Source organism: Winogradskyella sp. (assembly GCF_028282165.1).
GTDB lineage: Bacteria > Bacteroidota > Bacteroidia > Flavobacteriales > Flavobacteriaceae > Winogradskyella.
The window spans coordinates 14,168-27,741 of sequence record NZ_JANQIM010000035.1 but is presented as its reverse complement, the minus strand read 5'-3'; the positions used below and the strand labels follow the sequence as shown (position 1 = coordinate 27,741).

Genomic DNA, 13,574 nt, shown 5'->3' with positions numbered 1-13,574 from the left:
ACGATATAGCTAAGGTTTAACCATGTTTGCTAACATTATATTAGCATATGATTTAATAGAATTTTCCTATGGATTAAGAAAATTAGGTTTGGATATTTGAAGATTAAGATGAAACAATCGTCTCAGTGTTGATTGAATGTCTTTGTTAGACAAACTTAACTCATCAAAATTACCATGTTTATCCGTAGTTACAACTGTTCCACAATTGCTACAGGTGAGTTCGGCCGTTTGATCAGAATTTGTTTTGGATTTTACATAATTATGACCAAACACAGCACAGGGTAATGCTTTGTTTGAAGTAGGTTCCATCAATAAAATTTGGGACTGAAAATTTAAGGATTTAAACAATAAATAATGCTCAAATACATTATTTTTCGACAAAATACACTAATATAACCGATTATTCTTACGTAATTTAATCTTGAAACTCTGGATTATTAATAAATGAGGGATCGGAAAGTGTTAACAAAAAAGCCTTTAAATCTGCTTTTTCCTGATCGGTTAATTGTACGCCACCTTGAGCAATTTGTTTCATTAAAGGGTCGATAGTAGGTGAGTTCTGTAGTCCTTCACTATAATGGTCAATGACTTCGTCGAGTGTGGCAAATCTACCATCATGCATGTAAGGTGCTGTATATGCCAAATTTCTTAATGAAGGTGAACGGAATTTACCATTATCGTTAGGATCACCGGTAACAGCCCCTAAGCCTAGGTCTGTAAAGGTAGCATCTAGCCCATTATTATGAAAATCATTATTTGTCCAGAGTGGGTTATTAGGGTTGCCATGACAATGAAAGCAATCGCCCTTATCTTCCCTCAAAAAAATATCCAATCCGTTTAATTCTTGTTCTGTTAAAGTTGCTTGGCCAAGAGAATATTGGTCGAATTTTGAATTGGCAGAAATCAGTGTGCGTTCAAATTGAGCGATAGCTTTAGTGGTGAGTTCTTTGGTTATGGTTGAAGTTTTAAAGGCTAGTTCGAATAATCCTGGATATTCGGGATGCGATTGCAATCGCTCTACCACATTATCCCAATTACTGTGCAATTCTATAGGATTTTGAACAGGCTCTTCAGCTTGTCGTTCCATACTCAACGCACTTCCATCCCAATTAAAGCGTTCATTGTAGTTCCAAGCTAAGTTAAAAATAGGCATGGAGTTACGAGTTCCTGCTATACCATCTATACCTATACTAGTTGGCGAGTTATCCGTAAAGGCACTTTGTGGTGAATGGCATGATACACAAGATTTTGTGCCGTCGGCTGATAAAATATTATCGAAAAATAGTTTTTTGCCTAGAGCTACACCTTCAATAGTTTGTGGGTTATCTGTTGGAATGACAGGAGGAATAATATTATTGGAAAAAATCTCTGGAATATCTAACGGCATTGGTGTTGGTTCATAACCACCACTACCATCATCGTTTGAACAGTTCAAACAAAGTAAAACTATGAGTATCCATGCCCAATTTTTTTTCATTTTCTATTCTGTTCCATAAGTAATCTCGCCTAAACTAAACACATTAAGACCATTTTCGTACATTAGTATTTGCGCTGTAGCATTGGGCATTAACATTTGATTATACACATTCAAATCCCAAAGATTTGGATTTTTAAACCACTCAGCGATATTCATTTCTATTTCGATCTCAGTCGAACTGGTTATAGGAATAGATCCAAGGTTAACCGTGAAGAATGTGTCTTGAGGAAATATTAAATTATTAGGGTCTGAGGCATCAACCGCTCTAATAGCATGATAATTAAAGCCCATTTCTTCCATATTAGAATTGATGAATTTGCCATCAAATTGCATGTAATGATAACCGCCACCGAGCATATCAGGAACATTAAAGTTTGCTGAGTTTAAATCTGGATAATTTTGGGAATTATCTTCGTTATCTAATCCAAAGGTGAAGGATACATTGGCAAAAGTACCTGTGGGAATGGTACTTGGGAGTGTATAAGAAAATCCTTCATCATTAGTCACGTCTACCAAATGGTGCCCATTAATATTCAATATCTCGCCAGAGTTAGCAGTAAATGTAATATCGGAAATGACATAGCGTAAACGTTCAATACTCACACTTTCGCCATTGGCGGTTGTGAACATAAAATTGTTGAAATCTGAACTACTAACTGGAGTTCCATCCCAATCGTGCGAAAATGTGAACGTAGGAGATGTCTGATTTGAGTTACCAGAATTGGAATCATCACTTTCACATCCAAAAACACATAAAACAATGCATAGCTGTAATAAAATTTTCCTGATCATTTTAGTCTTCAATTAATTTTTATTAATAGTAGGTCCGTAAAACCTTTATTCTCTGTAATGTCTCCATCATTACTTGTAGAATCGCCTACAGCAACGATAGAACCATCGTTTAATTCTGCTACGCCATACGAAAAATCAATGTTGGCGCCACCAGCTGAGACTTCCCAAAGCAAATTACCACTGCTATCTACTTGAAGAACCCAAGCATCATTTTGTCCTTTATTTTCGGAAACATCAATATCACTGCTGCGAGAACTACCGGCAAGGACAAACCCACTATTTTGAGATCTTATCAGTGCCCTCGCTACATCAAAACTCGTTCCGCCAATAGTTTTTTCCCAAATTAAATCACCCTCGGGCGAAATTTTGATGAGCCATAAATCGGCTGCCCCTAAATTATTGGAGATGTCATTGTCATTACTACGAGTATCGCCTGCAATGATGAAGTTTCCATCTTCAGAGCTCACTATTGCTCTAGCTTCATCAATTTGACCGCCTCCAAAAGACTTTTCCCATACTAAATCTCCGGTAGATGAGATTCTAATCACCCAAAAGTCATAAGTTCCAATATTGCTGGATATATCAGTATCATTACTATCCGAGCCACCTGCAATAATGAATCCGTTATCATTGGTTTGCACAATACCTTCTGGTGTGTCTGTAAAATTGCCTCCAAAATAACGACTCCACTCCAAGTTGCCTAAACTATCAAGTTTTAAAGCCCAGTAATCTCCACCTGCATGTTTATTAAGATTTATAGATGTTTCGCCTTGTCCGCCTGAAGCGGTGACATCAAGGATTCCAGAAACTAAGTACCCTTGATCATTGGTTTGAATGATAGATATTCCAGAATCTGCTCCTTGAAAACCAAACGATTTTTGCCAGCTAATATTGCCGTTGGGATCTAGCTTTGCTAACCAAAAGTCTTGCAAGCCAGCATTGGCAGTTATATCTCCATTATTACTGAAACTGTAGCCTAAAATGGCATAGCCGCCATCTTGTGTTTGAATAATATCGCTTCCTCTGTCATCATTATCACCTCCGTATGTTTTTTGCCATTGTAAATTGTCCTGAGCATCAAATTTTAGAAGCCAATAATCAAAACTTTCATCTTGTTTGTCTGAAATGTCACCATCATTACTTTGGGTAAATCCTAAAACTGCGTAACCACCATCAGTTGTTGAAACTACAGCTTGTCCACTATCGTTATTGGTGCCTCCGTAAGTTTTAACCATACTTAAGTCACCATTGATTACAATTGCTGGATTTCCTGAATCATCACTGGAGCAGTTAATAAGCAAAAGTGTTAGGCAAAGTAATGATAATATGATAGCCTTTTTTTTCATATCACTATGACTATTTTATTTGATTTAGAAACTTCTTTCAGTGTTAATTGACGATTAATCTTTTTGTTATTTTATGGTTTATTTTCACTATATACATACCAGATGTAAAGTTGGATGTTGGTAAAGTGAAGCTGTTATTATTGATGTTAGATCTTGAAAATAATTTTTGACCTAGATTATTATAAATTTCAATTGTATCAATGATTAGGTTTTGAGAGGCTTCAACTAAAGCCAAGTCACTTGTTGGGTTTGGTGATAACGAAAAGTTAGCTTCATATGTTTGGTCATCGATAGACAAACTTTGATTCTTTCTTACAACAAACAGCCCTCTATCAATATCACTTATTACAATGTTACCACTATTAAAATATGGGTAAGCAGTCCATGCTCCATTAAAAGATGTCAAATCATTTTCGGGATATGTATCGAAAAAACCAATTTCTGTCATAGAATCTGTTGGAGATTGAATATTTGAGATATCCAGTAGTCTTAAGCCTGCTCTGTAGCTTGCTAAATAAAATTCATTACCTAAAACGTAGCCATTATGGTCTATGGCCTCTGAAGGTCCAAAATAAGTTGATGATTGTGAGGGGTTATCTAAATCCGAAAAGTCAAAAACTAGGGTTCTAGTATTGATTCCGAAATCTATTTCGTCAGTCTCATCGCCTAAAATAAAATATCTTTGGTCTTCGGTAAACCATCCTTGATGTGTATAACCTGTTTGAGAGTAAAAGATATCGCTAATTTTTACAACATTATTTTTATCTGTTACATCTAAGATTACCACTTTTGTTTCATTACTTCCTATAAGGATTTCTTTTCCAGAGTAGTCCGTGTCTGGGCCATTATAAGTAACTACTTGAGCATCGTGAGTATAGCCATCAATGGCATAACCACCAGCATCTATTGGATTTAAAGGATTAGAAATATCAACAATGGTTATACCACCACTAAACGTATTACAGCCCACTAAATAGGCATAGCCTTCACTCTCATTAATTACAATGTTATGACAGCTATCAACACCTGTATATATGGTGTCTGCTGTAAATGTTTGAGGCGGATTCGAGACATTTCTCAATCGCTTAAGATCGAACACCTGCATACCGTGCGCGCCGACCAAATCGGCGACAATAAAAGCGTGGTCATTGTATACCTTTACATCTCGCCAAAAACTTGTACCAGCAGAGGTATCTAGTCTTCCAAGAAATATTGGGTTTATTGGGTCTGAAATATCTACAAAAGCTGTACTGTTTGTGGTTGCAACTAGAGCATATTCTTTGCCATCTAAGGGGTCTGTCCAGCCCCAAACATCACTTCCTTCTGGGATTCCAGTAGAATTGGCTAGTACAGAGATTGGAATGTTAGAAAGCAAATCTATATTATTACATGGATATTCACCAGCAAAACCATTAACGCAATTGGTTTGAGAAAAAATAGATTGGGAAATAAAGATAATAAAAATTAAGACATATGACATTCTAATTTTCATAACAAAATTTATAAAGATTATACCATGTATATTATAACAACTTATCATGTAAATACCCTAAGCTCAGGGATTACTTTTTCTAATTATATATAAACCACCATCGATATCACTTACCACAATATTTCCACTTTCAAAAAAAGGATAAATGTTCCAAGCGCCATTAAAAACGACATTATTGTTTGGTGTAAAAGTATCAAAAAACCCAAGTTCTGTCATTACTCCTGCATCAATATTAGAAATATCTATGGCCCTAACGCCAGCCGTATAACTAGCCATATAAAAAGTGTTGCCAACTACATAGCCATTATGGTCAATGGCAGTGGTCGGGCCAAAATAATCCATATGAAATGAAGGGCTATCGAGATCAGAAAAATCAAAAACTATGGTTCTGGTATTTCCGCCAAAATCGATTTCATCAACCTCATCTCCCAGTAAAAAATACTCCATATTTTCGGTGAACCAACCTTGATGTGTATAGCCAATATTACTGTAACCGATTGTAGAAATTTGAGTAGGATTATCTTTATCGGTAACATCAACAATGACCACCTCATCCTCATTACTTCCAATCAAGATTTCTCTTCCTGTATAATCTGTATCCGGACCATTATAAGTTACTACTTGGGCATCGTGCGAATAAGAATCGTTGGCGTATCCTCCAGCTGCAATAGGAGTCGTAGGATTTTGAATATTTACAAAATGGGGCCCTCCATCGAAAGTTGTTGTTCCTACTGCATATGCAAAACCACTAACTTCATTAATAACAATATTGTGAGCACTACCAAAACCATCATAATGGCCATCCGAGTCAAAAGTTACTGGTGGATTTGTGACGTTTCTTAAGCGTGTTAAATCAAAGACTTGCATACCATGATCTGCAGCTTCACTGACTATGAATGCATGGTCATTGTATACTTTGATATCTCTCCAACGACTATTAGATGTAGCTGCGGGCAGTGTTCCTAATAAAACCGGATTGGTAGGATCTGTAATATCTACAAAAGCAGAGCCTGTACTGGTACCAACCAAAGCATACTCGTTATTAGTTGTTGGATCTGTCCAACCCCAAGAATCATTGCCTTCAGCACCAGCTCCTCCCAGAACATCGATAGGGATGTGACTCATGAGGTCAAACCCATTACAGGGGTATCCATTAGACATACCATTAACACAGGGAAACTCTGTAGTAAAAGTATCACTTGTGTTGTCATCATCACTAGAGCATGATAAAGCTATAAAAACGACTAAAACGAGAATAGAAACAGCACAGTAGGTCTTTTTAAGGGCAATACATTTCATATTCTTTTTTTAGCAATTTACGGTAATTTTTCACACTTCACTTTGAATAACGAATAATTTAACGTGATCAATAAAGCTTTTATTCAAAAAAGGATAATATTTTTGCAGCATGATAGAGGATAAAAACCCAAAGCGAACTCCTTTAAGTGAATTAGGTGAGTTTAAGCTAATTGAACATTTAACTAACCACTTTGAGATTAATCAAAAATCTACAGTTAAAAGTATTGGTGATGATGCTGCAATTCTAAAATTTAAAGACAAGAACATTGTAATCTCAACGGATTTATTAGTTGAAGGCGTTCATTTTGACCTAAGCTATGTGCCTTTGAAGCATTTAGGTTATAAGGCTGTTATGGTCAACCTTTCAGATATCTATGCCATGAATGCTATGGCTACTCAAATTACGGTTTCTATAGCAGTTTCTAATCGCTTTCCTTTAGAGGCTCTTGAAGAGTTGTATGCCGGAATTAGCACTGCAGCAAAGCTATATAATGTTGATGTGATTGGTGGTGATACCACATCATCTACTTCTGGGTTAATTATTTCAATTACAGCAATTGGAGAAGTTGAGAAAGACCAACAAGTGCTAAGGTCTGGTGCAAAACCTAATGATTTATTGGTAATAACGGGAGATATTGGCGGCGCTTATATGGGGTTGCAGATTCTTGAGCGCGAAAAAGAAGTCTTTAAAGTCAACCCAAATTCCCAACCAGATCTATCAATGTACAGCTATATAGTAGAACGTCAACTAAAACCAGAGGCACGTAAAGATATTGTTGAATTACTTAAGCAACTCGAAGTTAAACCAACAAGTATGATAGATATTAGTGATGGCCTGTCTTCTGAAGTGATTCATATATGCAAGCAAAGCAAAGTTGGTGTTGAGGTATATGAAGATAAAATTCCCTTGGATCCACAGGTGATATCAACTTGCGAGGAATTTAATATAGACAGTACTACTATTGCCTTAAATGGCGGTGAGGATTATGAGTTATTGATGACAATTTCTCAAGAGGATTATCCTAAGATAAAAGGAAATCCAAATTTAACGGTGATAGGATATATAACAGAAGAAAATAGGGGGATGCACTTGGTAACTAGGGCTGAAGAAAAGATTCCTATTATTGCAAAGGGATGGAACGCACTTAGTAATCAATCATAAGGATTTTTTGACTCTTTTCTAGGCGTTTTAGATGAACGCGATTTAATACCGAATTGATTTCTCTACGTTTTGGGGTAAGCTCTATAAGTTTGCCATTTCCATCTATGGTCACTTCAGAATTACAACGTTTGCATTTATACTCTTTTACATGATAGGTGATAACTTTGGAGACTCTGTAATCATGCCCAAATAATGAGCAATAAATGTTTTTCATTGCGGTTGCTATTTTTCTTAGTTTTTATAATCTCAGTTAGGGACTTAAATATAAGAAAAAGAGTTATTCACATGTTGTTAACAATCAACAAATCGATGAAGTGATAGATTTTTGCTTTAAACGCATTAGTCTATTATTGTATATACGCTCTAACGCCGAATTAATGTCCTTATATTTTGGAGTAAGTTCAACAAGTTTACCATTACTGTCAGTTGTTAATTGCTTGCCACAGTTTTTACAAGTATACTCTTTAACATGGTTGGTTACCTTTTTTGTCATTTCGTAATTATGACCAAAAAAATCACAGTATAGTTTTGAAGACATAGTGTAGGTTGTTTAAGCTAATTCTGATTTAGAACCATAAACATAGAAAAAAAAGTTACAATCAACGTTTAAAAGAATTATTTTTCGATAAAATGATTTAATAAGTAAGATAAATCTGATTTATTTTCTATATGACTCATATGACCTTCAGATAACACCTTATGAATTATAGCTGTGTTTTTAATCTGTTGCGAAATCTGTTTGGAATTAACGAGCGCATCTTTTTTGCCAGTAATAATCAAGGCTTCCCCTTTTATATTCTTAAAGACTTCAAGACGATTTGGTCGCAATGCCATCCCTTTTTGGGCAGCGATGTATCCCTGTAAAGAAGTTTGAAGGGCAATTTGCAAGGCATTTTCAAAATCCTTTTTGAATCGTTCTCGACTTTCTGAAGCAAACAAATTAGCAAAAGAGATACGCACTAAATTTTCATAATTCGTTTTTGCTACAGTAACGGCACGTGCTCTCAAAAGTTTTCGTTCATCATCATCCGCTTCAAAAGTAGAATTCATTAAACACAAGCCTTCAAATAGTTGTAGTTGTTGTTCTGCCAAAGCTAAAGCTATGTACCCTCCCATAGAATGCCCAATAAATTTAGCACGACGAATACTTAAATGGTTTAATACAAATAGGACAGCTTCGGCCATGTCTTCCATCGTATGTACATATCCAATGCTATCGGTTTTTCCATGACCTAATAAATCGATGCAAATCACCTGATGGTCTTTGGACCATTCGGGAATAAATTCTTGCCACATAGCTACAGTCTCCAAAAAGCCATGCAGTAAAACCAAGGCAGGACCTTTACCATCAACCATATAATGAATGTTACTGTTTTTATAGTCTAATATCATGAAAGCAAAGATAGCCTTTGAGTATGTTTTTTGGAGCATTCGTCCTCAACATTTATTATATTTGAAAGCATTCATAACTAATCAATACACACATGATTTTAAAGCGAATTTTGGGCTTGATGGTCTTAGTAATGAGTTTTTCACTCACTGCGCAAATTAAAGAAACAGAATTAGACAAACTCATTCAAGAAACACTCACCGCATTTGATGTGCCGGGTATTTCTGTAGGGATCTATAAAGATGGAAAAGAGGTATACGCCAAAGGACATGGTTTACGGTCGCTAACCACTAAAAAGAACATGAATTCTGAAACTTTGGTTGGAGTTGCTTCTAATAGTAAGGGTTTTACCTGTTTTGCTTTGGCCATGATGGTAGATGCAGGAAAATTACAATGGGATGATCCTGTTCGTAAATATATTCCCGAGTTTCAATTGCATGATCCTTGGGTAACGGAGCATTTCACGGTTAGGGATTTAGTAACCCACCGAAGTGGTATGGGATTGGGAGCAGGTGATTTAATGTTTTTCCCAGAAGGGAACGATTTTACGGTTCAGGATGTGATAAGTAATGTGAAGTATCTAGAACCCGAGACCTCGTTTAGAAGCAAATTTGCTTATAACAACAATATGTTCATCGTTGCTGGCGAAGTTTTAAAGCGTGTTAGCGGTTTGTCTTGGGAAGACTTTATTGAAACCAAAATTATGAAGCCTGTTGGGATGAAAAATTCTAAGGCATCTTACAATCGAGTGACGGATAAATCGAATATTATAGACGCCCATACTAGAGCAGAAGGTAAAATCATTCAGATTCCACATGATTGGAGTGAAACCGCAAATGCTGCAGGTGGTATTGTGAGTAACGTTCATGATATGATGACTTGGGCAAAGTTCTTAATGAACGATGCTGTAACAGAAAGCGGTGAGCGTTTGTTAGATTCCAAATTATTTCATGAGCTATGGCAATTACAGACCCCATTAACCGTACGTCCTGGCGATTGGTACAATTCTAATTTTAGAGGTTACGGTTTAGGGTGGTTTGTCACCGATGTAAAAGGCGGACATAAACAAGTTTATCATACAGGTGGATTAATAGGTACGGTGACACAATTTACCATGATACCAGACTTGGATTTGGCGATTGTAGTATTGACCAATCAAATGAACGGATCCGCTTTTAGAACGATTACGAACACCATTAAAGATTCCTATTTGGGATATGAAGATAGAGGTTGGCTGAAAATGTTAGGTGAACGCAATGCGGATTATCTTAAATATAATGACAGTTTAAAGACAGAAGTTTATACTAAAGTTGCTAAAATGAAAGGCAATCTTCAGCTTCCAAAACCAGAGCAAATCGTCGGCACTTATACAGACGATTGGTTTGGTGATATCATCATTTCCCATAACGAAAAAGGTTACAGTATCAAATGCAAACGTTCACCAAGATTGTTTGGTGAGTTATTACCTTATAATGCAACGACCTTTGTTGCCAAATGGAACGACCGAAGTTATGATGCAGATGTCTTTGTGCAGTTTACCTTTGATGAAAAAGGCAATGCTGTTTCAGCCACTATGAAATACATAGCACCTATTACCGACTTCAGTTTCGATTTTCATGATTTGGAACTTAAAAAGACCAATTAGGTGAATAGAACAAAGGAAATCTGGGTGAGCGGCCTCGCGCTGTTCTCAATGTTTTTTGGTGCAGGAAATTTAATTCTTCCACCATTATTAGGATTTAAAGCCTTGGATCAATGGTTTGTAGTAGCCATTGGCTTTGCGATTACAGCTGTCGTTATTCCGATTATGGCTATTTATGCCCATGCAAGGCTGCAAGGCACTTTGTATGATTTTGGTAAAAAAGTCTCACCGCTTTTTAGCGTGGTGTACTGCGTACTAATCTATATCATATCAATAGCTTTACCAGCACCAAGAACGGCTTCGGTTACCCACGAGATTGCCATTTCACCCTTTTTTGAAAGTTCAGCTTTACTGACGAGTGCTATTTATTTTGCTTTGGTTTTGGTTTTTGTACTCAATCGCTCTAAGGTACTGAGTATCCTTGGAAAGTTTTTAACACCGTTGATTGTTGTTATCTTACTTTTGATCATTAGTATTGGGATTTCAACAGATGTACAGGCATTGGCAGAAGGGGGTTCTGAAGCACCATTGGTGGATGGTATTTTGGAGGGCTATCAAACGTTTGATGCCATAGGAGGTGTTGTAGTTGGTGCTGTATTGATTATATCATTGAATCTAAGAGGCCACACTACTTTTGAAGCTAAAAAAGAACTGATTACCAAATCTGGACTCATTGCAGGAAGTGGCTTGTTCATTATTTACGCAGGTCTTATTTTGGTAGGCGCACTATTTAGTGGTGACTTTAATGCCGATATTGAGCGCACAGCTTTGTTATCGGGTTTGAGTTTAAAGACCTTAGGCAATATTGGCAGTACCTTTTTAGGTGTGCTTGTAGCGTTGGCCTGTTTTACTACTGCTGTAGGAGTTATTACTGGGGCAGCAGACTATTTTAAAGGCTTGTTTAAGGATTCTCAAATGGCATATAATCTCACTGCTATTTTAAGCTGTATTATCGGTGTTATTGTTGGGAGTTATAATGTGGAATTTATCATTAAAGTGGCAGTGCCAGCCTTGATGTTTATTTATCCAGTAACCATCGTCCTTATTTTACTGAATATTATACCTAAGCACTTTGCCACAGTATCGGTGTTTAGAGCAGTTGTCCTAGTAACCATAGTATTTAGCATTACTGATTTTTTAGGTGCCTTAGGTATGGGTGAACATATACAACCTGTGGTTGAAGCTATACCATTGGCACACTATAGTTTGGGTTGGGTGTTGCCGGCTTTGTTGGCTTTTGGGGTTTTTGCTTTTTTGCGGTCTAGAAAACGTGTGGAGTAGTTGGGTGTTTTTGAAGGATAATATTATTTATCAATAGAATGATTTTCAACAAAATAGCTAATGTAATCCATAAGTTTTGTGCCTAAATAATAGGGTAGATTCATCAGTAAATACGATTTTTTACCTACTGTAGTAATGTGTTGTTCTATACTAAACTCACCAGCATAAAGACGTATAGCGTGGTCATATTCAGTCATGTCTATAAATTGATGCAAAGATTTGAGTTTACCTTCTTTACCAGATTTTATTTCAATAGGAATAACGTTATCTTTATATTGAACAACCAAATCGACTTCAGAAGATGCTTGTTTTTTCTCCCGAACCCAGAAATTGGGCTTAGAATAACCAATAGTATTAAGCGACATGAGTTCTTGGGTAATTAAATGAGGAATAATTGCGCCTTTATAAGCCGAATTTAAGTCCTCTAAAGCCAGCATATCAGCTTGAATGTTTAATTCGTAATTGACTAAACCAGTATCTAAAAACTGCAAACGAGGTGATTTTTTTAAATCTGCTTTTATGGGAGGTTCTAAACTGGTCGTGGGATAAATTAACTGTATAATACGCGCATCGTCTAAATTGCGCATAGCTTCACCTACTTCTCTTGATTTATAATTAGATGCTCCAAAATTTTGAAATTTTATACGTTGATCAATGTACAAATGTGCTGTGTCTATAATGTGTCGTATGACTCGTGTTTCAGTTGTGTTTTTGGCGTATTTTTCTATATCGTCTTTATAAGTAGCCCAGATACTTTCATAGATTTTTGGCAAATCTGAAATGTTATTAGTCTCTAGATAGTTTTCTATGACTTCTGGCATACCTCCAATTATGGCATACTCATGAAATAAATCTTTAAGCGTTTGGTGAGCAAAGTGCTTCACAGGTATTTCATTTATCTTTTCTGAGGCTAAGGTTTTCTGTTTTGCGTCTAGATATTCAGTGAAGTTTAATGGATGTAAATATAGATATGAAACTCGGCCAACAGGAAAGCTTTTAACTTTGTTCATAACATGTTCTAATAGAGAGCCAGCTGCTATTACATGTAACTGAGGTAGATCTTCGTAAAAATAACGCAATAACGCTATGGCTTCAGTAGATTCTTGTATTTCATCAATAAACAGAAGTACGTTGCCCATGTCGTTAGTAGAGATATTATGGGCTAAAAAGAGTGCTTCTACAATAGTTTTTGTATCGGTATAATTTTTAAAATATCTTAGGTCAGAAGGGCGCTCTAAATTGAGTGGTATATAAAAATCGTAATTCTTAGAAAATTGGTTAACTAAAGTAGTTTTACCAACCTGGCGTGCTCCTCTAAGTATAAGCGGTTTTCGTTTTGCACTTTTTTTCCATTGGTGCAATGTGCTTTCTATGTGTCTTTTAAAAGGTAAAATAACGATTCATTTTATAAAATTGTAACAAAGTAAGGGTAAAAATAAAAATTTTATGTAACAAAGTAAAGGTAAAATTAATAAAAAATTGTAACAGAGTAAGGGTGAAAGTGAATAACAGCAAGGATTTATTTTATAATAGCTTTAATTTAGAACAAAATCGAGACTTTGTTAGATTTTATCGATTCAGGTCCTTTTAAATTGATAATCTTAGGGTCATTCACTTGGACTTTCAGATAGAATATTGCTTAAAACAGTATTTGAACATAAAAATTGTAGATCAATAAAGGTATATTATTATT

Annotated in this window: 13 protein-coding genes; 3 read left to right on the top strand and 10 right to left on the bottom strand. The window is 36.0% G+C overall.

Annotation, left to right across the window (positions count from 1 at the left end; all coding sequences use genetic code 11):
- Window positions 1-66 precede the first annotated feature (66 nt).
- From Q0972_RS14625 to Q0972_RS14600, 6 genes are all read right to left on the bottom strand, one after another.
- Complete coding sequence (locus tag Q0972_RS14625; protein ID WP_299366902.1) at window positions 67-309, bottom strand: hypothetical protein; 243 nt, start codon at window positions 307-309, stop codon at window positions 67-69.
- 106 nt (window positions 310-415) lie between these two features.
- Entirely contained in the window at window positions 416-1,477 is a 1,062-nt protein-coding gene (locus Q0972_RS14620) for a cytochrome c peroxidase (RefSeq protein ID WP_299366899.1), read from the bottom strand.
- A gap of 3 nt (window positions 1,478-1,480) precedes the next feature.
- Window positions 1,481-2,269, bottom strand: a complete 789-nt coding sequence (locus Q0972_RS14615; RefSeq protein WP_299366896.1) for an MbnP family protein — start codon at window positions 2,267-2,269, stop codon at window positions 1,481-1,483.
- 8 nt (window positions 2,270-2,277) lie between these two features.
- Window positions 2,278-3,615, bottom strand: a complete 1,338-nt coding sequence (locus Q0972_RS14610; protein ID WP_299366893.1) for a hypothetical protein — start codon at window positions 3,613-3,615, stop codon at window positions 2,278-2,280.
- A 43-nt stretch (window positions 3,616-3,658) separates the two neighbouring features.
- A complete protein-coding gene (locus Q0972_RS14605; RefSeq protein WP_299366890.1) occupies window positions 3,659-5,107 on the bottom strand; it encodes a choice-of-anchor B family protein in 1,449 nt (482 codons plus the stop codon).
- 63 nt (window positions 5,108-5,170) lie between these two features.
- Complete coding sequence (locus tag Q0972_RS14600) at window positions 5,171-6,406, bottom strand: choice-of-anchor B family protein (protein ID WP_299366887.1); 1,236 nt, start codon at window positions 6,404-6,406, stop codon at window positions 5,171-5,173.
- Between the two features lie 109 nt (window positions 6,407-6,515).
- On the opposite strand from Q0972_RS14600, the gene thiL reads away from it, so the two are divergent.
- On the top strand, window positions 6,516-7,568 hold the full coding sequence (gene thiL / locus Q0972_RS14595; protein WP_299366884.1) for a thiamine-phosphate kinase: 1,053 nt from the start codon (window positions 6,516-6,518) through the stop codon (window positions 7,566-7,568).
- On the opposite strand, the gene Q0972_RS14590 is transcribed toward thiL, so the two are convergent.
- The 3 genes from Q0972_RS14590 to Q0972_RS14580 form a co-directional block, all read right to left on the bottom strand.
- On the bottom strand, window positions 7,552-7,782 hold the full coding sequence (locus Q0972_RS14590) for a DUF1660 family phage protein (RefSeq protein ID WP_299366881.1): 231 nt from the start codon (window positions 7,780-7,782) through the stop codon (window positions 7,552-7,554). The genes thiL and Q0972_RS14590 overlap by 17 nt on opposite strands.
- A gap of 84 nt (window positions 7,783-7,866) precedes the next feature.
- Window positions 7,867-8,106, bottom strand: coding sequence for a hypothetical protein (locus Q0972_RS14585; RefSeq protein WP_299366878.1), 240 nt, complete (start codon window positions 8,104-8,106; stop codon window positions 7,867-7,869).
- Window positions 8,107-8,183: 77 nt separating this feature from the next.
- Complete coding sequence (locus Q0972_RS14580) at window positions 8,184-8,960, bottom strand: alpha/beta fold hydrolase (protein ID WP_299366875.1); 777 nt, start codon at window positions 8,958-8,960, stop codon at window positions 8,184-8,186.
- 92 nt (window positions 8,961-9,052) lie between these two features.
- Here Q0972_RS14580 and Q0972_RS14575 point away from each other — a divergent pair, with 92 nt between their 5' ends.
- Both Q0972_RS14575 and brnQ read left to right on the top strand, forming a co-directional pair.
- Window positions 9,053-10,603 carry a serine hydrolase gene (locus Q0972_RS14575; RefSeq protein ID WP_299366872.1) on the top strand — a complete coding sequence of 517 codons (1,551 nt, stop codon included), beginning with the start codon at window positions 9,053-9,055 and terminating at the stop codon, window positions 10,601-10,603.
- Entirely contained in the window at window positions 10,604-11,881 is a 1,278-nt protein-coding gene (brnQ, locus tag Q0972_RS14570) for a branched-chain amino acid transport system II carrier protein (protein WP_299366869.1), read from the top strand.
- A 23-nt stretch (window positions 11,882-11,904) separates the two neighbouring features.
- Here the strand turns inward: brnQ and Q0972_RS14565 are convergent, their stop codons facing one another.
- Window positions 11,905-13,242, bottom strand: a complete 1,338-nt coding sequence (locus Q0972_RS14565) for an AAA family ATPase (protein ID WP_299366866.1) — start codon at window positions 13,240-13,242, stop codon at window positions 11,905-11,907.
- Window positions 13,243-13,574 lie beyond the last annotated feature (332 nt).

Coding starts and splice junctions, on each gene's coding strand:
- Q0972_RS14625 (WP_299366902.1), bottom strand. CDS start 309: ATGGAACCTACTTCAAACAAAGCATTACCCTGTGCTGTGTTTGGTCAT.
- Q0972_RS14600 (WP_299366887.1), bottom strand. CDS start 6,406: ATGAAATGTATTGCCCTTAAAAAGACCTACTGTGCTGTTTCTATTCTC.
- Q0972_RS14605 (WP_299366890.1), bottom strand. CDS start 5,107: ATGAAAATTAGAATGTCATATGTCTTAATTTTTATTATCTTTATTTCC.
- Q0972_RS14575 (WP_299366872.1), top strand. CDS start 9,053: ATGATTTTAAAGCGAATTTTGGGCTTGATGGTCTTAGTAATGAGTTTT.
- Q0972_RS14610 (WP_299366893.1), bottom strand. CDS start 3,615: ATGAAAAAAAAGGCTATCATATTATCATTACTTTGCCTAACACTTTTG.
- Q0972_RS14580 (WP_299366875.1), bottom strand. CDS start 8,960: ATGATATTAGACTATAAAAACAGTAACATTCATTATATGGTTGATGGT.
- Q0972_RS14620 (WP_299366899.1), bottom strand. CDS start 1,477: ATGAAAAAAAATTGGGCATGGATACTCATAGTTTTACTTTGTTTGAAC.
- Q0972_RS14590 (WP_299366881.1), bottom strand. CDS start 7,782: ATGAAAAACATTTATTGCTCATTATTTGGGCATGATTACAGAGTCTCC.
- Q0972_RS14615 (WP_299366896.1), bottom strand. CDS start 2,269: ATGATCAGGAAAATTTTATTACAGCTATGCATTGTTTTATGTGTTTTT.
- thiL (WP_299366884.1), top strand. CDS start 6,516: ATGATAGAGGATAAAAACCCAAAGCGAACTCCTTTAAGTGAATTAGGT.
- Q0972_RS14585 (WP_299366878.1), bottom strand. CDS start 8,106: ATGTCTTCAAAACTATACTGTGATTTTTTTGGTCATAATTACGAAATG.